This window comes from Sinobacterium caligoides, from assembly GCF_003752585.1.
GTDB classification, from domain to species: Bacteria; Pseudomonadota; Gammaproteobacteria; order Pseudomonadales; family Sinobacteriaceae; genus Sinobacterium; species Sinobacterium caligoides.
The window spans coordinates 467,874-488,710 of the sequence record NZ_RKHR01000005.1 but is presented as its reverse complement, the minus strand read 5'-3'; the positions used below and the strand labels follow the sequence as shown (position 1 = coordinate 488,710).

The following is a 20,837-nucleotide window of genomic DNA, read 5'->3' as shown; positions in this document are numbered from 1 at the left end:
TGAAGAGTTCAGGCGAAACCCTTACAGGGCGCTTTTTAGGTGATTAATAGTCGTGGGTGGTGAAAATTCGTACATCGTTACGTGAAATACCTAGCTTAATCACCTAAGTGTCTTGCGAAGAGAGCAATATATCACCATAATACGCAAAATTTTTTAACCAAAATCTTTAACCTATTTAGGGTAGTTCGCCGTGACAGATAGAAAACGAGAAAGACCAAGCGATTATTTCGCTGACTGGAAAGAGCGTGAAGTCCTTGCAGAACGTATGATTCCGCTCATTGGTAAGCTCTATCGTGAATGTAACGTCAAAACATACATTTATGGTCAGTCGCTATCAAATATCTCGGTTCTCGATATTATGAAGGCACACCGTGTCGTTCGTGAGGTTGAAGAGAATGAACTTTCTGAGTTTGAAACCTACCCAGTTATCGAGGCTCTCTCGAAACTTGACCTAGGTACTGCTCACGTCGATGCAGGTCGTATCGCGGTGCGCTACGAGGAAATTAAGGGGTCCGGTGTTAGTATTGATGACTATGTCAAAGAACAGGTGGCTGACTTAATCGGTGAATCTCATGATGAGTCAGACCGCCGTGACGTTGTGCTCTATGGCTTCGGTCGTATTGGTCGCTTGATGGCGCGTTTGTTGGTTGAAAAGTCTGGCGGCGGTAATGCATTACGTCTACGGGCTATCGTTGTGCGTGATGGTGGTGCTGAAAATGATCTGGCCAAGCGAGCGAGCCTGCTAGAACGCGACTCGGTCCACGGCCCTTTCAAAGGGACCATTCGTGTCGACGAAGAGCGACAGTCTATTGTTGCCAATGGTAATGAAATTCGTGTGATCTACTCTAATGCCCCGGATAGCATTGACTACACAGATTACGGCATCAGTAATGCTATCGTGGTTGATAACACTGGTAAGTGGCGTGATCGTGAAGGCCTGTCTCTGCATCTTCGCGCTAACGGCGTAGGTAAGGTGATACTAACTGCCCCGGGTAAGGGGGACCTCAAAAACGTTGTTTTCGGTATCAATAGTGAAGATATATTGCCAGAAGACACCATTATCTCAGCGGCTTCATGTACAACTAACGCAATTGCACCACCGTTGAAGGCTCTTGACGATGAATATGGCGTTGAGATGGGGCACGTTGAGACGGTACATGCTTATACTAACGACCAGAACCTGATTGATAACTATCATAAAGGTCCACGTCGCGGTCGAAGCGCTGCTCTGAACATGGTTATTACAGAGACTGGTGCAGCGACTGCCGTTGGTAAAGTATTACCTAAGATGATCGGTCGCTTGAGTGGTAATGCGATCCGCGTACCGACTCCTAACGTGTCTCTTGCCATCCTTAAGTTAACCCTTGAGAACGAGACGACAACGGAAGAGTTGAATGCTTATATGCGTAAAACTGCATTGCACTCACCTCTGCGTAAGCAGATCGACTACTCAAACTCACCAGAAGTTGTTTCTAGCGATATGGTCGGCTCACGTCACGCCTGTATCTTTGATTCTGAGGCGACAATCGTCAACGGCAAGAGCGCTATCCTCTATTGCTGGTATGACAATGAATTTGGTTACAGCTGTCAGGTGCATCGTGTACTCGAGCAAATGGCAGGTGTTGACTACGCCATCTATCCTAAAGAGGGATAGTTCGGCAAGAAAAATTGCGGCCACTTACGCTGTTAAGTGGTCACTTTGGATGTAGTGCACGTGTTTTTAAGCTGTGTGTCTGTTAAAAAATTTCTCAACCTCTCGTCAGGCTGTAGTGATAAAGATAAAGACACATTTTTGACTCGCACTGCGAGAGAGCTAGCTTTGCCCTGTTGAAACATGGGCAGGGCTTTGTTTTTTGACTAAAACTGTAAACTAGGCTGAAGTATGATAAACATCAAGCGGGGCTTGGACTTGCCCATATCCGGAGCCCCGGAGCAAGTGATAGTTGATGCTGCTGATGTCCGCCATGTGGCTTTAATCGGTTACGATTATATTGGCATGAAGCCGACCATGGCGGTCAAAGTTGGTGATCAGGTAAAACTTGGCCAATTGTTGTTTTCGGATAAGAAGACTGAAGGTGTGAAATATACAGCACCTGGTGCCGGTAAGGTGGTTGCTATCAACCGCGGTGCCAAGCGTGTCTTCCAATCGTTGGTGATAGAACTCGACGGTAACGAAAAAGAACAATTTGCTAAATATGCCGAAAGTGAATTAAGCGGTTTGAACCGTGAGCAGGTCGTTGATAATCTTGTTGACTCAGGGCTTTGGACCGCGCTGCGGACCCGCCCTTATAGCAAGGTGCCAGCGGTTGATAGCGAAGCTAAAGCCATCTTCGTCACAGCAATGGATACAAGTCCGTTGGCTGCCGACGCTGCGGTGATTATTGCTGAGAAAAAACAAGCTTTTAGTAACGGTCTGGCCGTGTTGTCGACGTTGACAGCTGGCAAGGTTTTTGTCTGTAAAGCACCAGGTGCTGATATTCCTGCAGGTCAAGGTGATGTTGTTACTGAAGAGTTTTCTGGGCCTCACCCAGCTGGCTTGGCAGGCACTCATATACATTACTTGGCGCCAGCTGCGAGTGTGGACCAAACTGTTTGGTCAATTAACTACCAAGATGTTATCGCAGTAGGTCAACTGTTTGTTGACGGTGAACTTAACTCTGAACGAGTGATTGCTTTAGCGGGCCCTGTTGTTAATAAGCCACGTCTTTTGCGTACACGTTTAGGTGCTAGCACCGATGAGTTGACTGCAGGTGAGCTGGCAGCAGGCGATAACCGCGTTATTTCAGGTTCAGTCTTATCGGGCCGAAAGGTGATTAATGAGACAGCCTTCTTGGGGCGCTATCACCAGCAGATTTCTGCGTTGTCTAACACGCCTGAGCGTCCTACCTTCCACTTCTTCCGTGCAGGTGTTAACCGTCACTCGGTGACTGGGAGTTATATTTCACGTTTCATGAAGAAGACCTTTGACTTTACTACCACGGCAAACGGTAGTGAGCGGAGCATGGTTCCGATTGGAACATATGAACGTGTCATGCCGCTGGATATTTTGCCGACTCAGTTAATTCGCGCGTTGGTGACAGGCGATCTAGCCCTGGCGCAACAGCTTGGCGCGTTAGAGCTCGACGAAGAAGACTTGGCTCTGTGTACCTACGCTTGTCCTGTGAAGTATGAATATGGGCAGATACTGCGTAGCAATCTAACTAAAATTGAGGAGGAAGGTTAATGAGGTTTTTAACGAACTTCTTCGACAAGATCGAACCTAACTTTGAAAAGGGTGGCAAGTATGAGAAATACTACGCCCTGTTCGAAATGTTCGATACCTTCGTGCGTCAGCCTGCTGATGTAACTAAGGGTGCCTCCCATGTTCGTGATGGTGTGGATCTTAAGCGTATTATGATTACTGTTTGGATCGCGGCATTCCCTGCGATGTTTTACGGTATGTATAACCTTGGTTTCCAAGCAAATACAGCCATGGTCAATATGGCGATTGATCCTGCGACGGTCAGTGATTGGCATATCTCTTTGATTGCCATGTTTGCTGGCTTTGATCCATCAAGCATCTGGGACAATATGATCCACGGTGCGGCCTACTTCCTGCCTATCTATATCGTCACTTTCGCAGTCGGTATTGCTTGGGAGATGATTTTTGCTGTGGTGCGTGGTCATGAGGTTAATGAAGGCTTCTTCGTTACTTCTATCTTATTTGCATTGATCGTTCCACCTAATATTCCTTTATGGCAGGTTGCTCTCGGTATCAGCTTTGGTGTTGTTATTGGTAAGGAAGTTTTCGGTGGAACCGGTAAAAACTTCCTTAACCCAGCCCTAACAGGTCGTGCTTTCCTCTTCTTCGCCTATCCGGCGCAGATTTCAGGTGATGCGGTTTGGACTGCAGTCGATGGCTTTAGTGGTGCGACGCCACTAGGTCAGGCTGCGGTAGCGGGATATCAGCAGATTCAGACGGCATTTGGTCAGCAGGTTACTTGGATGGACGCCTTTATGGGTAATATCCAGGGCTCGATTGGCGAAACCTCGACGCTGGCGATTCTTATCGGTGCTGCGATCTTGTTGTTCACCCGTATTGCGTCTTGGCGGATTATGGCCGGTGTCTTACTGGGAATGATTGCGACATCGTCACTGTTCAATATGATCGGTTCTACTACTAATCCGATGTTTGCGATGCCTGCTTATTGGCACCTTGTCGTAGGTGGTTTTGCCTTCGGTATGGTCTTCATGGCGACGGATCCTGTGTCTGCCTCGATGACGGATAAGGGCAAGTGGTATTTTGGTGCACTAATAGGCTTCATGGTAGTGCTGATTCGCGTAGTTAACCCTGCGTTTCCGGAGGGTATGATGCTAGCGATTCTTTTCGCCAACTTATTCGCTCCTTTGATTGACCATTTTGTAGTACAGGCAAACATCAAGCGGAGGGTGGCAAGAAATGGCAACGCCTAAAGATAGCCTTAAACAGACCATCCTTGTTGCACTCATCATGTGCGTGGTTTTCTCGATTATCGTGTCTAGTGCTGCGGTTATCCTGAAGCCTAAGCAAGAAGCCAACAGGGTTTTGGATCGCAATAAAAACGTACTCGGCGCAGCAGGTCTCTATAAAGATGGCATGTCGGCGGACGAGGTTAATACTCTCTTTGCTAGGTTTGACGTCAAGCTGCTTGATATCGCAACTGCTAAGTATCTGACGGATGAGCAGATGAAAGCAGCGGGAATCAGTGCTGCGACCTACGATCAACGTGCGGCGGCTAAGGACCCTGCGTTATCGAAGGCGTTACCAGCTGCTCAAGATATCGCCTTGATTAGACGTCAGGCAGACTATGCCACTGTCTATGTGATGCGTGATGAGTCGGGTAAGGTCGATCGTGTGGTATTACCTATCCACGGCTACGGCCTCTGGTCGACCATGTATGGCTTTATCGCTATTAAAGGCGATGCTAATACCATTTTGGGGCTTAGCTTCTATGACCAAGGTGAAACACCGGGTCTAGGTGGTGAGGTCGAAAATCCTCTATGGAAGGCAAAGTGGCCTGGCGTAAAGCTTTTTGATAGCGCAGGTAAGTTGATTATCGCGGTAAGCAGTCGTGAAAAGGGCCCTAGCGTTATCGATGGCCTCTCTGGCGCTACCTTAACGACTCGTGGTGTTGATCACTTGGTGAAATACTGGATGGGTGAGTATGGTTTCGGCCCTTACCTGACTAGATTGAAGGCGGGGGAAGAATAAGGTATGTCTGATACTAATACGAAAGAGATTTTAGTTAATCCCATTTTCTCGAACAACCCAATTGCTCTACAGGTACTCGGTATCTGTTCGGCTCTAGCCGTGACCACAGGGATGAAGACTTCCTTGGTCATGGGGCTAGCGCTGACCTTGGTAACGGCGTTCTCTAACCTGTTTGTCTCGATGGTGCGCAATATCCTGCCGAGTAACATTCGGATGATCGGTCAAATGATCATCATTGCCTCGCTGGTTATTGTTGTCGACGCATTCCTGCAAGCCTATGCATTCGATATTTCGAAGCAGCTATCAGTTTTTGTTGGTCTGATCATCACTAACTGTATTGTTATGGGCCGTGCAGAAGCCTTCGCGATGAAAAACCCACCAATCCCAAGCTTCTTAGACGGAATCGGTAACGGCCTCGGCTATGCTGTTTTGCTCTTGGCTGTCGGTTTCTTCCGTGAGCTACTCGGTGCAGGTCGCTTGTTTGGTGCTGAAATACTACCGTTGATCCAGAACGGCGGTTGGTATCAGGCTAATGGTTTGATGCTACTGGCGCCCAGTGCGTTTTTCATTATTGGCTTACTGATTTGGGCGCTACGTACGTGGAAGCCTGAGCAAGTGGAAGAGCCAGACTATAAACTTTACACCCACACAGCGACAGAAGGTTAAGGCTCATGATCGAACATTATCTTAGCCTTTTTGTGAAGGCAGTTTTCCTCGATAACATGGCGTTAGCGTCTTTCTTGGGAATGTGTACCTTCTTGGCAATCTCTAAGAAAGTGCAAACAGCTATTGGTCTTGGTGTCGCCGTTATTGTGGTGTTGACCATCACCGTGCCGGTGAATAACTTGATCTACACCTTTCTATTGAAGGATGGTGCGTTGGCTTGGGCCGGCATGCCCGATGTGGATTTAAGCTTCCTGAGTTTCTTGAGTTTCATCGGTGTTATTGCCGCGATCGTACAGATCCTGGAGATGTTCCTCGATAAGTATGTGCCAGCTTTGTACGCAGCGTTGGGTGTTTTCCTGCCGTTGATTACGGTGAACTGCGCCATTATGGGTGCGGCTCTATACATGATGAACCGTGATTATAACTTTGGTGAAAGTGTTGTTTATGGCATGGGCGCGGGAGCCGGTTGGGCGCTAGCGATCGTAGCGTTGGCAGGTATTCGTGAGAAGCTGAAGTACAGTGATGTTCCTGATGGTCTGCGTGGCCTTGGTATCACTTTCATCACCGTTGGCTTGATGGCGCTGGGCTTTATGTCCTTCGGCGGCATCTCTCTTTAAGAGAGATACATCTACCCAACTCAAGCAATAGGTTATAGGACTGTAGCATGATAGATACAGGAACAATCGTAACAGGCGTAGGCATGTTTACCGTGGTTATAATGTCACTGGTAGTCGTGATCCTGGTTGCGCGTTCGAAACTCGTTAGTTCCGGTGATGTGACGATCGAGATCAATGGTGATCCCGAGCGTTCTATCACTGTACCAGCAGGCGATAAGCTGCTGGGCACGCTGGCTAATGCTGGCATCTTTTTATCTTCCGCCTGTGGCGGTGGTGGTACCTGCGCGCAGTGTCGCTGCCAGGTTGTTGATGGCGGTGGCTCAATGCTACCGACAGAAGAGCCTCACTTTAATACTGGTCAGCGCCGTGATCATTGGCGTTTAGCCTGTCAGGTGGCGGTTAAGCAAGACATGAAGATTGAGGTTGATCCTGAATTTTTCGGTGTTAAGCAGTGGATGTGTAAAGTCGAGAGTAACCCGAACGTGGCGACTTTTATCAAGGAACTGACCCTTAAGTTACCAGAGGGTGAGAACGTTGATTTCCGTGCGGGCGGTTATGTACAGATAGAGTGTCCACCGCATACTGTTCACTACAAGGATTTTGACTTGGGTGAAGAGTATATCGGCGACTGGAAGCGTTTTGGCTTCCTGGATGTTACTTCTGTCTGTACCGAAACGACGGTTCGCGCATATTCTATGGCGAACTACCCAGAAGAGCGTGGTGTGGTTAAGTTCAACATCCGTTGTGCGACTCCGCCACCAAATAACTTGGCGTTGACGCCGGGTATTATGTCCTCTTGGGTGTTTGGCCTGAAGCCTGGCGATGAAGTGCAAGTCTCTGGTCCATTTGGTGAGTTCTTTGCCAAAGAGACTGATGCAGAGATGATCTTCATCGGCGGTGGTGCCGGTATGGCGCCGATGCGCTCTCACATCTTCGACCAGCTTAAGCGCTTGAAGTCTGATCGCAAGATATCCTTCTGGTACGGTGCTCGTTCGTTACGTGAAGTCTTTTATTCAGAAGAGTACGATGCGCTGGCCGCAGAGAATGAAAACTTTAACTGGAATCTTGCTCTGAGTGATCCTCAGCCGGAAGATAACTGGGAAGGTATGACTGGCTTCATTCACAATGTGTTGCTTGAGAACTACCTCAAGGATCATCCTGCACCAGAGGATTGCGAGTTCTACATGTGTGGGCCGCCAATGATGAATGCAGCGGTGATCAGCATGTTGGAAGATCTCGGTGTCGAACACGAAAACATCTTGCTCGATGATTTCGGTGGGTAATTAACTCATATGGTTAGTTTCCTGTTGAAACTGAACAAAGCGAGGATGCCGTTGGCATCCTCGCTTTTGTTTTTAATAGCTATCACGTTATCAGGCTGTGGTGAGCCGCAGCCGACTGACTGGAAGATAACGGGTTATACCATGGGGACGAGCTATCACGTCACGGTAGCTGACCCTAAGCAGTTGTCTGGGCTTGATAAAGAGCAGCTCACAAAAAAAATTGAACGGCTACTTAAGTTAGTCAATCAGCAGATGTCGACTTATATCGATGACTCTGATTTGTCGCGCTTTAATCAGGCGCCGATTAATACTGATGTGCAAACCTCTGCCGAGTTGGCGGGTATTGTAGAGCGTTCACTGCAGATCTATGCTGAGAGCGATCACAGCTTTGACCCGACGATTGGCGCGCTGGTCAATGTTTGGGGCTTTGGTCCGGATCATCATCCTGACCACATACCCTCGAAGGAGATCATTGCCAAGTTGTTGCGTGACCATGGCATGAATAAAGTCTCTGTTGATTTAACGAGCCATAGTTTGCGTAAGACCGCTCCGGTCTATGTCGATTTATCGGCGATAGCAAAGGGTGATGGTGTTGATCGCGTTGCGAGATTGTTGGAGCAGCTGGGTGCGAAAGACTTCTTGGTAGAAATTGGTGGTGAGCTACGTGCTAAAGGGCTAAGCCCCCGCGGCAGTGACTGGCGTATTGCGATTGAGGAGCCCGCTTCTGATGCGGCTCAGGACTCGGTGTATCGAGCTATCTCTATCTCCGATGTGTCGGTTGCAACGTCGGGCGATTACCGCAATTATTTTGAAGAGAATGGGCAGCGCTACTCGCATACAATCGATCCGCGTACGGGCTATCCGATTACCCATGCCTTGGCGTCGGTAACGGTCGTTGCTGATAATTGTCGTGATGCTGACGCCTATGCGACGGCTATTTCAGTGCTAGGCCCTGAACAGGGTATGGCTTTTGCTGAAAAGATGAAACTTGCGGTATATCTATTGGTCAAAGAGGGTGACGGCTTCATTGCTATCAGCAGTACAGCTTTCGAGCCTTATTTGATCAAAGAGTAATATGATGTTCTCGCTGGGTTGTCCGGCGAGATGAGAGGTAGATGTTATGACTATTTTTCTTTTGACGTTAGGCTTTGTGATTGTGATGGTCGTTGGAATGGCGGTTGGTTCTATCGCGGGCAGGGGTCCTATCAAGGGCTCATGTGGCGGCATGAGCGCACTTGGAATTGATACCGCCTGCGATATTTGTGGCGGTAATCCAAAGAAGTGTGACGAAGAGCAGGAGCGTGTTGCCAAGGAACAGCAAACTTCGACAGATTTTTACGACGCAGACAAATAAACTCTAGCGTCGGTAAATATTGACAGGCATTGCAGCTACTGCAAAAAATGCTGTAAGGCGAGGCTGGGGTAGTCGGTGATGAGACTGTCTACTCCCAGTTTTTCGCAACGCTTCATCTCATCTAACTTGTTGACAGTAAATACTGAAACACGGAGCCCAGCTTCGTGTGCCTGCTGGACCTGTTCGGCAGTCAGCATAGGATAATGCCAAATGACCCAGCTGCAATTCAGCTCGATGGCAGTGGCTATTGCATCAACACCTTCTGTTTCGCAGAGAAACCCTCGGTTAATCGTCGGGTCTAGTCGTTGTGCCACATCGAGTACATAGCGATCAAATGAAGTGATGATGACTTTTTGCTGCTGCTTGCAGGCTTTAACGGTGGTGATAATCTGCGGAACCAAATGGTCGATGATGTCAGGATAGTCACTTTTTACCTCAAGCTGGGTGCTCTCGATTTTCTGACATTGTTCAAAGACATCTCGTAGGCTGGGTATGCTGGCGGGGCAATTATGTTGTTGATCACGGTTGGCCTCATATTGACGCAACTGCTCCATCGTTTTGGTGCTGGCGATAGTGTCGTCACCACAAGTGCGAAGAAGGCTTTCGTCGTGATGAATAAAGGCCTCCAAATCCCTGCTGAGTCGTAGATCGTACTCTAGGTGGCGTAAGCCAATATCTTGGCTGTAGAGAAAACCCTGTAATGTATTTTCTGGATACTCGCCGCGTGCACCACGGTGGCCAACTATTATCATGTTACTAAAGACTTCGCTGATTTGATTGAGGAGTATAACATTTGAGGCGCCTGGTTTAAGTTGTGAAGCTGATCGTTACTGTACGGTTGTGTGACTAGGCGTGTTTGTGGCGTGGAACTTGCGCACAGAATGTACGACATGATCATATTCGAAGACGACAGTAAAGGTGTCGTAATCCCAGCGTGTGATAGGGGGAGTGCCCGTCGCTGGCGACTGACTATTAGGTTTGCCATATAGCCTTAGTACGTCAGTATTGCTCATCGCCCTAACGGGTAGCTGTTCGTTCTCTGTGCCCTGGCTGGCAATGGGGATAATGATGTTGTCGGCATGAGGAGCACCACAGAGCAATAGAGTGAAAATGGCGCAATAGCAACGGAGTGTGTTCATTTTTAGCCTTCTAGGTTGTTTTTGAGCATTCTAGCTATTTTATTCGTTTGAATAGCGGTAAGTCACGACATTGTGGTCGATATAGAGGATAGATTTTGACACAATGAGGAACATCTTTTGGCAGCTGAACAGGCTGCCTTTTTATTGAAAAGTTACTTATGTATAGACCTTTAGAAGTTTTCATTGGCCTTCGCTACACCCGCTCAAAGGCGCGTAGCCAATTTCTCTCACTTGTCTCTTTATTTGCATTGCTGGGGATGGTGCTTGGTATTGCCGCGCTAGTAGTGGTGAGTTCGGTGATGAATGGCTTTGAGCGTGAGCTACAGGGCCGAATTTTACGTTTTGTTCCCCACGGTTACGTGGATCAAACAGGTGGGCTGCGAAATTGGCCTGAGTTAGTCAAGAAGGTTGAGGCTGAGCCAGGTGTGCTGGCGGCATCGCCCTATATTGGCGGCGGTAGTATGTTAAGTCATGCTGGTGTGGTGAAGGGAGCAGAAGTTCGTGCTATAGCGCCTGACTATGAGGACGCTGTTTCGGGGCTTGCGCCGTTTATGTTGCGCGGTCAGATGAGTGACTTGAGGCCCGGGGAATATGGCATTATCCTCGGCAACATTCTCGCCCGTCAATTACGAGTGGGGCTCGGTGACAAAGTGAGTCTGGTGATTCCAAAAGTGAGTGTGACGCCGGCGGGGGTTTTCCCGCGAATGAAACGATTTACCGTGGTTGGAATGTACCAAGTGGGTGCACAGCAAGATGCTACCGGTGCCTTGATTAACCTAAAAGATGGTGCGGTGCTTTATCAGCGCGGAGACCGGGTGGATGGGCTGCAGTTGAAGGTTACGGACTTGTTTGCTGCCGGCAGTATCGTTCCCGAAGTTGTTGCTAAGTTAAATGCTACGGCCGCACACCCCTACAGTGGGCGCGATTGGACCGTGACCCAGGGGAGCTTATTTAAGTCGGTTAAGATGGAGAAGACAATGGTGTCGCTACTGCTGTTAAGCATCGTAGCCGTAGCTGCATTCAACATTATCTCTATTTTAACCATGATGGTGGCTGAGAAGCGCAAAGATATTGCCGTGTTGCGCACCTTGGGGGTAACGCCGTTAGCGGTTATGCGAATTTTCTTCGTGCAGGGGTTGATTGTCGGTCTAGGTGGCACTTTGGTCGGTCTGTTGATTGGCGTGCCCATTGCGGCCAATGTGGGCAGTATCGTGGCCTTTTTCGAAGGCCTTTTCGGCTTTCATATTTTCGACCCAAAAGTATATTACATCTCAAGACTGCCATCGGTCGTGCAGTTTAATGATTTGATCTTTATCGGCTCTTGCGGCTTGCTGCTGAGTATTTTAGCGATCCTGTACCCCGCGTGGCGCGCAGGTCAAATTCAGCCGGCTGAGGCGCTGCGTTATGAGTAGGAAATCACAACTAATGTCTGATTCAATCGTTTTAGAGTGCCATCAGCTGGGTAAATATTATCAACAGGGGCCGCAGCAGTTGAGGGTGCTCGATAATCTCGACTTGCAGGTGGCGCGCGGTGAGAAACTGGCGATTGTCGGCGCCTCGGGCTCCGGTAAATCAACACTGCTAAATATGCTGGGCGGGTTGGACTTACCTAGCTGCGGTGAGGTCAATGTGGCCGGACAGAATATGGCGAAGCTGTCAGCTAAACAGCGTGGTTTACTGCGTAATAAAAGCTTAGGTTTTGTCTATCAATTTCACCATCTGCTGGCGGAGTTTACGGCGCTGGAAAATGTCGCCATGCCGTTGATGATTGGTGGTGCCAAACGTCGCGAGGCAATTGAAACGGCTAGCGAACTGCTGGCTCAGGTTGGCTTGGCAGGGCGTGTCAGCCATAAGCCCGCGGAGCTTTCCGGTGGCGAGCGTCAGCGGGTGGCGATTGCGCGTTCGTTGGCGACATCACCTGACTGTGTGTTGATGGATGAGCCGACGGGTAACCTCGATAGTGATAACGCCGATTTGATAGAGGGGTTGCTAAGTAAGTTGAACACTGAGTTAGGGATCTCGTTGGTGATCGTTACCCACGACATGAGTATTGCCGCCAAAATGGATCGTATTATGAGTCTGCAGCATGGCAAGCTGACAGAGGTTGTTGCCGATGTTTGATTCTGTCCCGGTATTTATTGGCCTTCGTTATCTGGGGGCTGGTAATAAGAACCAGCTGGTCGCTTTCTTGTCGCGAGTCTCTATGCTCGGACTGGTTCTTGGGGTGGCACTGCTGATCACTGTGTTATCGGTGATGAATGGTTTCGATCGGGAGCTACGCGAGCGCATCTTGGCCGTTGTTCCCCATGTGAGCATCTACAATGTTTCAGGGATTGAGGATTGGCCAAGGCTTGTTGAAGAGGGGGAGCAAGTGGCAGGTGTCAGCGCTGCAGCGCCTTTCATTCATCTGCAGGGTATGTTGATGCGAGGGCAAAAGATCGTTGGTGTGATGGCCTATGGTATCGATGTGCAGAGCGAAGAGCAGGCCTCTGTGATCGGAGACTATATGGTCGATGGCAGCTTTTCATCGCTCTCGAGTGTTGCGAACGGTGTGGTGATCAGCCAGAAGCTTGCGGACAAGTTGTCAGTCACTCGCAGCGATCGTTTGACCCTGGTGGTACCTGAAAGTAATCGTAGGCGAGGAGCGTTGGTGCCGAGGCTGGTTAGGTTAGAGGTCGCCGCTATCTATGACACAGGGACGGAGCTGGATAATGGCTTGATTTATATGAATCTCTCCAAGGCGATGACTTTGTGGGGTGACGGCAAGCACGTTGAGGGAGTAAGGTTGCAGCTAGATGATTTATTTGCCGTCAACGCGGTGACTGAAGTGATGCGTGAGGCTTTGCCGCCCGGAGCATTCTTCCGTGATTGGCGCAGTAGCCACGGCAACTTGTATCAGGCCATTCAGCTGTCGCGTAACCTTGTTGGTATGCTGTTATTTATCATCATTGCGGTCGCTGCGTTTAATGTCGTCACGACACTGATTATGGTTGTAATGGATAAACAAGACGCTATCGCCATCTTGCAAACACTAGGCTTATCTCCTCGCCAAGTTATGTTGTTATTTATGATATATGGCACTTTTATAGGCATGATCGGTGCTTTTGTTGGCTTTGTGCTCGGTTGTTTATTGTCTTATACGATTACTCCTTTAGTGGCTAAAGTGAGCGCGTTATTCAATGTGCATTTGTTGCAGTCTGATGTTTATCCGGTGAGCTATCTCCCCTCTGACTTTCGTTTAGAGGACGGTCTGTTAGTCGCCTCGGTGGCGATTGGTATGTGTTTCCTAGCAACAATTTATCCGTCATGGCGAGCAGCAAAGACGTTGCCAGCTGAGGCGCTGCGCTACGAGTAAGTGGCGTATAGAGTAGTATGCCGCCGGTTAGTAGGCGGCACGCTCGTTGAGTTAAAAGCTATAGCCTGCTGCCGACACCGATGCTGGGGTCAAAGTAGATGCCGCCGATGTTGAACGGGGCATGGATGTTAAGGTTGGTGTAGCCATTACATGAGCAGAGCATGGCTGCCGTTGCCAGAATGGCGACGAGCTTCAGTCGTTTAGATTTATTCAATGTTCATCTCCTGAATTATGAATCCGGCGCCATTAGGGTCTTTGATGATAGCGACGTTGCCGCCACGGAGCTTGTCGTTTGCGGTCATGAGAATGCTGCCACCTAGTGCGACGGCACGCTCTGCTGTTGCACGTACGTCTTTCACCTTGATGTAGCTGGCCAGTGTGTCCGGCATCTTCTGGCTTGGTTTGTTGATTAGACCGAGTTCTGGAGTTTTATGGCTATTGGCGAAGTAGTGATAATCAATTCCGGCGATGTTTTTTTCTTCGACGCTGAGCTGAAATACTTGTTGATAGAAGTTTTCTGCAGTGCTGATATTACTGCTCCAGAGCTCGTGCCATAACCAGCTATTATTGTTGATAGCTGGCTTGACGGGGTCGCCTGCATTGGTGGCAATTAGACCGAACACGGCGCCTTGATTGTCTTGGGCAACACCGACGGTACCACGCCCCGGTATCTTAAAACTGGGGATGAGGGCTTTTCCGCCTTGTTGACTGATTGGGTCGATAGTTGCGTCTACATCTTTGACGGAGATAAGAGGTAGCCAGTGACTAGCGCGTTCCTCGGTTACAACCTCTGCGGCACCGCCGATTAGCTGTCCCTGATAGCGAATTAAGTTGTATTGATCTGCTGTATCTTCGAATTGCCAGCCAAAGAGCTGCTGATAGAAGTCTGCAGACTTCTTGAGGTTGGGGGTAATCAGGTCGTGCCAAATGACTTCGTTGTGACGGTACTGCTGATTCTCGGCTAGTGGCGGTAGTTTTGGAATATTGGAGCAGGCGAATAGGCTGCTTAGGGTAGCGCAGAGGAGGGTGGTTTTAAGCCAGCGTTTGCTGCTGGGCCGATATTGGGTGCCCATGAGGTTACTCTTCGTGATCGATGAGTAGTAATGTTTGTGCAGAAGGCAAAGATTAACAAGTGGTAATAAAGGCGATCATAGTAACTCATGGGCTGAGTCAATAATTTACCGCTTGTTGTCTTTGCATCATCTCTTGTTGTTCTTCTTGCGTTTCTGCCAGCGACTGATGACGTGGAAGCGCCATGTTAGCCTAACTGTTATATAGCCGAGAATTCCGGAGATCAGCCCGCAGATGAGTGAGCCGAGTAGCAAGGGCTGCCAGATCTGTTCAAGCTCATGCATCAGCCAGTTAATGGATAGCTCAAAGTTGAAGTGACCAGGATGGAGACCGAGAACCAAAGTGCCAACCTTGTAGGCTGCATAGAACATTGCAGGCATGGTGAGGGGGTTGGTGATCCAGACAAGTACAACAGATATCGGCAGGTTGCAGCGTAGCAAAATGGCCATTGCAGCAGCGATGATCATTTGTGATGGCAACGGGATGAAGGCAACAAATAAGCCGACAAAGAAGGCAAGTGAAGCGGAGCGGCGATTTAGATGAAATAAGTTGGGATCGTTCAGCCAGCCACTGAGAAAGCGCAGTGACTTATGTGATTTGATCGCCTCAGGGTTCGGCATAAAACGTTTGAGAAAGTTACGCGCCATAATGTGATGATCTACTACTATCCAAAGGGAGTTAATTCCTTATCGGGTGTGGGCTAGAAAAGCTGACATCGAGCGGCGCACATTATGCAACTATTTTGGCGCAGGCACTATAGCTATTCATGGAAGAACGCTATGAAGTCGATATTAACACTATCAATAACAATTTTAATGGTGGGTTGCCTGCTGCCGAGATCGCCGCCGCCATCGGCATTCTTGCTGTTGATTGTTGGTTGCTGGCTGCTCGGATTACTGTTCCGCAATAGAGCGACGTACTCAGCGTTGATGGTCATCACTGTCAGCCTTTCCACGCTCTGTTGGCATATGTATACCGATATTAAGGGGTTACATTGGTCGTATTTGAACGATGATACTGTTGAAGTGAGTGGCCAGCTGGTCAGTATTGTTGAGCGGCAGTGGCGTTATGGACAGCCCTTGCGACGTTTCGAATTTCGGGTCACAGAGCTCCATCGGCACGCCGTAGAGTACGAGCGCACTGTGGTCGGGCGTAAACTACTAGTGAGCCTATATGGTGATGTGGCAGGGGGTGACATTACGCTGGGACAGCACTATCGGATGAAGGTAAAGATTAAGCCTTTGCAAGGGCTGAATAATGAACATGGTTTTGATTATGTTCGCCATATGTTGGCTCAAGGGGTCGTTGCTCGTGCGACGGTGGTGCGAGATCAAGCCATGCTGCGGTTAGCTGATAGTATTGATCGTTATAGCCTGAGGGCGGTCGTTAGAAGCAGGTTGTACGATCTCACAGAAGGGATGTCGATGCAGCCGGTGCTGATGGCCTTAGCTGTTGGGGACCGAACGTTACTGAGCGATGATGATCGTGAACGCCTAGTTAATCTAGGTTTGGCGCACCTGCTTGCGGTTTCCGGCTTGCATATTGGCCTTGCCGCTATGTTGGGCTATTGGTTGGTGTTTGGTCTCGCGAGGTTGTTGTGCTGGCCGTTGAGTTGGATACGGCTCGATTTATTGATGGCGTTGAGTAGCGCTGGAGCTGCTTTCTACTATGCGTTATTGGCCGGTTTTACCGTGTCAGCCGTGCGTGCTTTGATCATGGTGAGTGTGGTGTTGATCTGTCGAGTTGCCTGGCGTCGTATACAGCCAATGCAAGGTTGGTTGTTGGCGCTGTGGTTGACGATGTTATATGAGCCGCTGCAGGTCTATTCGGCAGGTTTATGGCTTTCTTTTGTGGCGGTACTTGGCCTGATGTACCTTGGCTTGGGGCGGCGTGGTGGCTGGTGGTGGCCGCAGCTTGGTTTGTTCTTCGTTATGCTTGTGCCATCGAGTCTCTTTTTTTCGAAGGTGTCGGTGATCTCGCCACTTCTTAACGTCCTGGCCGTACCTTTCATCAGTTTATTGATTGTCCCGGCGGTACTGTTGGCATCGCTGCTAGCCTTCGTTGCCCCAGAGCTAGCACTGGGGCTGCTGAGTTTAATTAATCAAGGGTTAGCATTTGCCTGGCAGGGGCTTATGTGGCTCGATGGTTGGGCGATGACGACGGTTGCTTTGGCGGCAATACCGCGCTTTGTTTACTGCGCCGTTGTTGTAGCAGTGTTGTTGCTATTAATGCCGCGTGGCCTGCCGGGGCGCTGGCTGGCAATGGTGATGGTATTACCGCTTCCGTTGTTGTGGCTTGCAGACCCGACGCGCCCAGTGGCACAAGTGACGGTATTGGATGTCGGGCAGGGGCTTGCTGTCGTGGTGATGAGTCGAAATAGTGTGGTGGTCTATGATACTGGTTTCGGCGATGGGAAAGCTCACGCTATTGGTGGTCGGGTTGTTGCAGACTTTCTCCAAGCAAATGGCGTGACACGTATTGACCGGCTTGTTGTCAGTCATGGGGACAATGATCATGCTGGAGGCTTAGGAGAGTTACTCCGTCGCTTCGATGTGTCGGCAGTTGTAACGCCTGATGAGCATTTATTAGCTAAACACCAAGTTAACTTTATTCGGTGTCAGCCGGGTTTGAACTGGACATACGATGTCGTAAGCTTTCAGGTGCTTAGCCCAATGCCGGAAATGGCGGAATTAAATGATAATAACCGTTCTTGCGTTCTCAAAGTATTGATTGGAAAGCGATCAGTATTGTTACCAGGTGATATCGAACGTGAGTCAGAGCTGCATTTGATCGCAGAGAATAATAAGGCTTTACAGGCGGATGTTTTGCTTGTGCCGCATCATGGTAGTAAAACGTCGTCGACGGGTGGTTTTCTCGGGGCAGTACAGCCTCAGCTTGCGGTAGTCAGTGCCGGACGTTTTAATCGCTTTGGTCACCCCCATCAAAAGGTGCTTAACCGCTACCGAGCGCGTGCTATCGAGGTTGTTAATACTGCCTATTCAGGGCAGCTGACACTGATAGTGGACAGGCCAGGCGACGACTTTAGGGTAGAGCGCTACCTGTCATCTTATCGTCGCTATTGGCAGCTTTAAACGACTTCTAACGTTTGATGTAAGGCTTGAACAGGTCACTAAGTGTGATTCAACGGTGGTTTCTAAGCTTTTGATTGTGATACAGTCTGCCGATACTGATAAGAAGCGTGGAGGATGTGCGAGTGTTAGAGATTATTCAGGCTGGCGGCTGGATTATGTTGCCGATTGTGTTGTGTTCGGTATTGGCGTTGGCAATATCTGTTGAGCGGCTTTGGGCCTTGAAGGCCGACAAGATCGCCCCGCGTAACCAACTCGCGGAGGTTTGGCAGCGTGTAAAAGACAATAGTATTGATGCTGATTACCTCAAGCAGCTCAAAGGTAGCTCGCCACTGGGGGCGCTGCTGGCATCAGGGCTGAGTAATTCGCGCTATGGTCGCGATATTATGAAAGAAAGTATCGAGGAATCGGCTTCGCACATTATCCACGACATGGAGCGGAACATGAATGCGCTGGGGACGATAGCTGCGATTGCGCCGTTGCTGGGGCTGTTGGGCACAGTGGTAGGGATGATTGATGTCTTTACCCAGATCGTCGACCAAGGGACGGGTAATGCTGGCGCATTGGCAGGCGGAATATCGCAAGCGCTGATTACCACGGCGGCGGGCTTGGCGGTTGCCATTCCGGCGCTGGTGATGCACCGTTATCTTCACCGACGCATTGACACCATGGTGGTTAGCCTAGAGCAGGAGTCGGTCAAGCTGGTGGATGCGCTGCACAGTGAGCGTCAAGTTGCGGTCAAAGAAAAAAAGCGTAAGTAGGGGCGACGATGAAGTTTAAACGTCAATCAAAGAACGACGTCGAGGTGAATATTGCGCCGTTAATCGATGTGGTCTTCCTATTGTTGATTTTCTTTATGGTATCGACGACATTCACTGAGAAGACACACCTTACCCTTGATTTGCCACAAGCTTCTGGTGATAGCGGTGAGGTGAAACAAAATATAGAGGTCGCTATCAGCGCGTCTGGCAATTACACTATCAATGGTCGCGCACTTATCAATCAACAGCCTAATACCTTGAAAAAAGCACTGGCAGAATTTGTTGGCAAAGACCAACATCTGGTTATTACTGCAGATGCGAAAACGCCTCATCAGGCGGTGGTTACTGCGATGGATGTCGCTGGGAAGTTGAAATTCGTGCACTTGAGTATAACCACACGTAAGCCTGATCTTGAGTAACTGATTGATCTTTATGTGTTTAGTGTAAGAGATTCATGTCAAACAATAGCGTTAAGAAAGCGAGCGATTGGGCCACCTATCGCCGCCTGTTGTCTAATCTAGGGGCATTAAAGACTCCTTTTATTGTTAGTATTGTCGGTTATTTTCTCTACTCGTCGTCTCAGGTTCTAGTGGCAGACTGGACGGGTTTTATCATCGATAGCTTAGGTGGTGCACCAGCCTCTCAGAAGGGACTTATTTCCCAACTATACGAATGGCTGTTCGGTGCCGTCGAATTGACTACCGGACAACGTCACATGATCGTTGCGGCCGTTGCTGTCCCACTTGCTTGTATACGAGGGGTCGGTTTTTTCCTTGGTAATTATTGGCTTTCCTTTGTCTCGCTTAACATCGTTCACCGAATGAGGATGCAGGTCTACAACAAGATGTTGCGTGTTCCGGCCTATTACTATGATGAGCACTCCACTGGCCAGATGATCACCAAGGTAACCTACCACACAGGGCAGGTTACAACGGCGGCGACAGACTCAATTAAGGTCGTGGTGCGTGAAGGGCTTTTTGTCATTGGCTTATTGGCGTACATATTTCACTTGAACTGGCGCTTGTCGCTAATATTCCTCTGTGTGGCTCCGGTATTGGGCCTCTTTATTAACTATGTTGGTAAGCGGTTGCGGAAGATTAGCCGTAAGATTCAGGGCTCGGTTGGTAATATTACTGAGGTCTGTACAGAGACGATTAGTGGTTATAAAGAAGTGCGCCTCTATGGCGAAAAGGCGGTCGAAGAGGAGCGCTTTCGTGATGCTAGCTGGTACAACACGAAACAATCGTTAAAGTTGTCGTTCTTTAGTGCGATTTCTTCACCTGTTGTGCAAATTCTCTTGTGGAGCGCAATGGCCGTTATTGTTTGGTTGGCGCTGGGTATGTTTGAGACCGGCACGGCAGGTGACTTTGTCGCCTATGTGGGGGCGGCGGGGATGTTGGCCAAGCCGATCCGCCAGTTGACCGAGGTTTACTCACAGATCCAGCGTGGTTTGGCTGCCTGTGATGAACTCTATGAGTTTATCGACAGTGATGTTGAAGTTGATACTGGACAATTTTCGCCGGCTAAGGTCGAGGGTAAAATCGAATTTAGGAACCTCTATTTTGCTTACCGAAATGGCGATAAGGATGTTGTCCGAGATATTAGCTTTACGGTCGAAGCTGGTCAGACAGTGGCTATTGTCGGCCTTTCCGGCAGTGGTAAGTCGACGCTGATTAACCTGCTGACGCGCTTTTATGATTATGAGAGAGGGCAAATCTTACTCGATGACGTCGATATACGAGAATACAGTTTAGTGAACCTTCGTCAGCATATTGCGATGGTGAATCAGCACTCGGTGTTATTCAATGACAGCATCTACAACAATATTGCTTACGGAAGCCCGGGTGTTGAGGCCGACGATATTCACCGGGCAGCAGAGATGGCGCATGCCGATGAGTTTATTGCTCGTTTAGATCGCGGGCTACAGACCGAGGTGGGCGAGGATGGGTCGTTGCTATCCGGTGGTCAAAAGCAGCGTATTGCGATTGCTCGTGCAGTGGTGAAAGATGCCCCAGTGTTGATCTTTGATGAGGCGACGGCGTCCCTCGACAACAAATCTGAGGCGCATATTCAACAGGCGATGGAGGCGGTTATGGCGAATAGGACGACGCTGGTCATCGCGCACAGGCTCTCTACGATTGAAAATTCAGATTGTATTATCGTGATGGAAGAGGGTGACATTATTGAGCGTGGCGCACATCATGAGCTAATGGCTAATAATGGCCGCTACTCCCAACTCTACGATCGCCGTTTCAGCGAGTCGGAAAGCTAA

Annotated in this window: 21 protein-coding genes; 16 read left to right on the top strand and 5 right to left on the bottom strand. The window is 49.2% G+C overall.

The window, feature by feature from the left end; all coding sequences use genetic code 11:
* Window positions 1–190: 190 nt before the first annotated feature.
* The 9 genes from EDC56_RS14470 to nqrM all read left to right on the top strand — a co-directional run bounded on the left by EDC56_RS14470 (window position 191) and on the right by nqrM (window position 9,150).
* The gene (locus EDC56_RS14470; RefSeq protein ID WP_123713268.1) at window positions 191–1,654 is read left to right on the top strand and encodes a glyceraldehyde-3-phosphate dehydrogenase; all 1,464 of its coding nucleotides are present in this window, start codon (window positions 191–193) and stop codon (window positions 1,652–1,654) included.
* A gap of 228 nt (window positions 1,655–1,882) precedes the next feature.
* Window positions 1,883–3,223, top strand: coding sequence for a Na(+)-translocating NADH-quinone reductase subunit A (locus EDC56_RS14465; protein WP_123713267.1), 1,341 nt, complete (start codon window positions 1,883–1,885; stop codon window positions 3,221–3,223).
* Window positions 3,223–4,452: an NADH:ubiquinone reductase (Na(+)-transporting) subunit B gene (locus EDC56_RS14460; RefSeq protein ID WP_123713266.1), complete on the top strand. Its 1,230-nt coding sequence runs from the start codon at window positions 3,223–3,225 to the stop codon at window positions 4,450–4,452. Before EDC56_RS14465 ends, EDC56_RS14460 begins: the two co-directional genes overlap by 1 nt.
* Window positions 4,439–5,230, top strand: a complete 792-nt coding sequence (locus EDC56_RS14455; RefSeq protein ID WP_123713265.1) for a Na(+)-translocating NADH-quinone reductase subunit C — start codon at window positions 4,439–4,441, stop codon at window positions 5,228–5,230. The genes EDC56_RS14460 and EDC56_RS14455 overlap by 14 nt, the downstream gene beginning before the upstream one ends.
* 3 nt (window positions 5,231–5,233) lie before the next feature.
* Window positions 5,234–5,896 (top strand): NADH:ubiquinone reductase (Na(+)-transporting) subunit D, encoded by a 663-nt coding sequence (locus EDC56_RS14450; RefSeq protein WP_123713264.1) that lies wholly within the window; start codon window positions 5,234–5,236, stop codon window positions 5,894–5,896.
* Window positions 5,897–5,904: 8 nt separating this feature from the next.
* Window positions 5,905–6,513, top strand: coding sequence for an NADH:ubiquinone reductase (Na(+)-transporting) subunit E (nqrE, locus tag EDC56_RS14445; protein ID WP_123713362.1), 609 nt, complete (start codon window positions 5,905–5,907; stop codon window positions 6,511–6,513).
* A gap of 47 nt (window positions 6,514–6,560) precedes the next feature.
* A complete protein-coding gene (gene nqrF / locus EDC56_RS14440; protein WP_123713263.1) occupies window positions 6,561–7,796 on the top strand; it encodes an NADH:ubiquinone reductase (Na(+)-transporting) subunit F in 1,236 nt (411 codons plus the stop codon).
* Window positions 7,797–7,820: 24 nt separating this feature from the next.
* On the top strand, window positions 7,821–8,870 hold the full coding sequence (locus tag EDC56_RS14435; RefSeq protein WP_245980707.1) for an FAD:protein FMN transferase: 1,050 nt from the start codon (window positions 7,821–7,823) through the stop codon (window positions 8,868–8,870).
* Window positions 8,871–8,916: 46 nt separating this feature from the next.
* Window positions 8,917–9,150, top strand: coding sequence for a (Na+)-NQR maturation NqrM (nqrM, locus tag EDC56_RS14430; RefSeq protein ID WP_123713261.1), 234 nt, complete (start codon window positions 8,917–8,919; stop codon window positions 9,148–9,150).
* Window positions 9,151–9,185: 35 nt separating this feature from the next.
* Here nqrM and EDC56_RS14425 read toward each other — a convergent pair whose 3' ends face one another.
* Together EDC56_RS14425 and EDC56_RS14420 are read right to left on the bottom strand one after the other, a co-directional pair.
* On the bottom strand, window positions 9,186–9,902 hold the full coding sequence (locus EDC56_RS14425) for a glycerophosphodiester phosphodiesterase (RefSeq protein WP_123713260.1): 717 nt from the start codon (window positions 9,900–9,902) through the stop codon (window positions 9,186–9,188).
* Window positions 9,903–9,977: 75 nt separating this feature from the next.
* On the bottom strand, window positions 9,978–10,289 hold the full coding sequence (locus EDC56_RS14420) for a phosphodiesterase (RefSeq protein WP_123713259.1): 312 nt from the start codon (window positions 10,287–10,289) through the stop codon (window positions 9,978–9,980).
* A gap of 158 nt (window positions 10,290–10,447) precedes the next feature.
* Here EDC56_RS14420 and EDC56_RS14415 point away from each other — a divergent pair, with 158 nt between their 5' ends.
* Genes EDC56_RS14415 through EDC56_RS14405 form a run of 3 tightly spaced genes read left to right on the top strand, consistent with a single transcriptional unit; the run spans window position 10,448 to window position 13,644 of the window.
* Window positions 10,448–11,701 carry a lipoprotein-releasing ABC transporter permease subunit gene (locus EDC56_RS14415; RefSeq protein ID WP_123713258.1) on the top strand — a complete coding sequence of 418 codons (1,254 nt, stop codon included), beginning with the start codon at window positions 10,448–10,450 and terminating at the stop codon, window positions 11,699–11,701.
* 13 nt (window positions 11,702–11,714) lie between these two features.
* Window positions 11,715–12,410: a lipoprotein-releasing ABC transporter ATP-binding protein LolD gene (lolD, locus tag EDC56_RS14410; RefSeq protein ID WP_123713257.1), complete on the top strand. Its 696-nt coding sequence runs from the start codon at window positions 11,715–11,717 to the stop codon at window positions 12,408–12,410.
* The gene (locus EDC56_RS14405; protein ID WP_123713256.1) at window positions 12,403–13,644 is read left to right on the top strand and encodes a lipoprotein-releasing ABC transporter permease subunit; all 1,242 of its coding nucleotides are present in this window, start codon (window positions 12,403–12,405) and stop codon (window positions 13,642–13,644) included. Before lolD ends, EDC56_RS14405 begins: the two co-directional genes overlap by 8 nt.
* Window positions 13,645–13,702: 58 nt before the next feature.
* Here EDC56_RS14405 and EDC56_RS19635 read toward each other — a convergent pair whose 3' ends face one another.
* From EDC56_RS19635 to EDC56_RS14395, 3 genes are all read right to left on the bottom strand, one after another.
* Window positions 13,703–13,858 (bottom strand): hypothetical protein, encoded by a 156-nt coding sequence (locus EDC56_RS19635; protein ID WP_162844200.1) that lies wholly within the window; start codon window positions 13,856–13,858, stop codon window positions 13,703–13,705.
* Window positions 13,851–14,717, bottom strand: a complete 867-nt coding sequence (locus EDC56_RS14400; RefSeq protein WP_123713255.1) for a VOC family protein — start codon at window positions 14,715–14,717, stop codon at window positions 13,851–13,853. Before EDC56_RS14400 ends, EDC56_RS19635 begins: the two co-directional genes overlap by 8 nt.
* A gap of 126 nt (window positions 14,718–14,843) precedes the next feature.
* Window positions 14,844–15,362 (bottom strand): DUF2062 domain-containing protein, encoded by a 519-nt coding sequence (locus EDC56_RS14395; protein WP_123713254.1) that lies wholly within the window; start codon window positions 15,360–15,362, stop codon window positions 14,844–14,846.
* 132 nt (window positions 15,363–15,494) lie between these two features.
* Here EDC56_RS14395 and EDC56_RS14390 point away from each other — a divergent pair, with 132 nt between their 5' ends.
* From EDC56_RS14390 to msbA, 4 genes are all read left to right on the top strand, one after another.
* Window positions 15,495–17,807: a DNA internalization-related competence protein ComEC/Rec2 gene (locus EDC56_RS14390; protein WP_162844199.1), complete on the top strand. Its 2,313-nt coding sequence runs from the start codon at window positions 15,495–15,497 to the stop codon at window positions 17,805–17,807.
* Window positions 17,808–17,929: 122 nt separating this feature from the next.
* Complete coding sequence (locus tag EDC56_RS14385) at window positions 17,930–18,565, top strand: MotA/TolQ/ExbB proton channel family protein (protein WP_123713361.1); 636 nt, start codon at window positions 17,930–17,932, stop codon at window positions 18,563–18,565.
* 8 nt (window positions 18,566–18,573) lie between these two features.
* On the top strand, window positions 18,574–18,984 hold the full coding sequence (locus EDC56_RS14380) for an ExbD/TolR family protein (protein WP_123713252.1): 411 nt from the start codon (window positions 18,574–18,576) through the stop codon (window positions 18,982–18,984).
* 35 nt (window positions 18,985–19,019) lie between these two features.
* The gene (gene msbA / locus EDC56_RS14375; protein ID WP_123713251.1) at window positions 19,020–20,837 is read left to right on the top strand and encodes a lipid A export permease/ATP-binding protein MsbA; all 1,818 of its coding nucleotides are present in this window, start codon (window positions 19,020–19,022) and stop codon (window positions 20,835–20,837) included.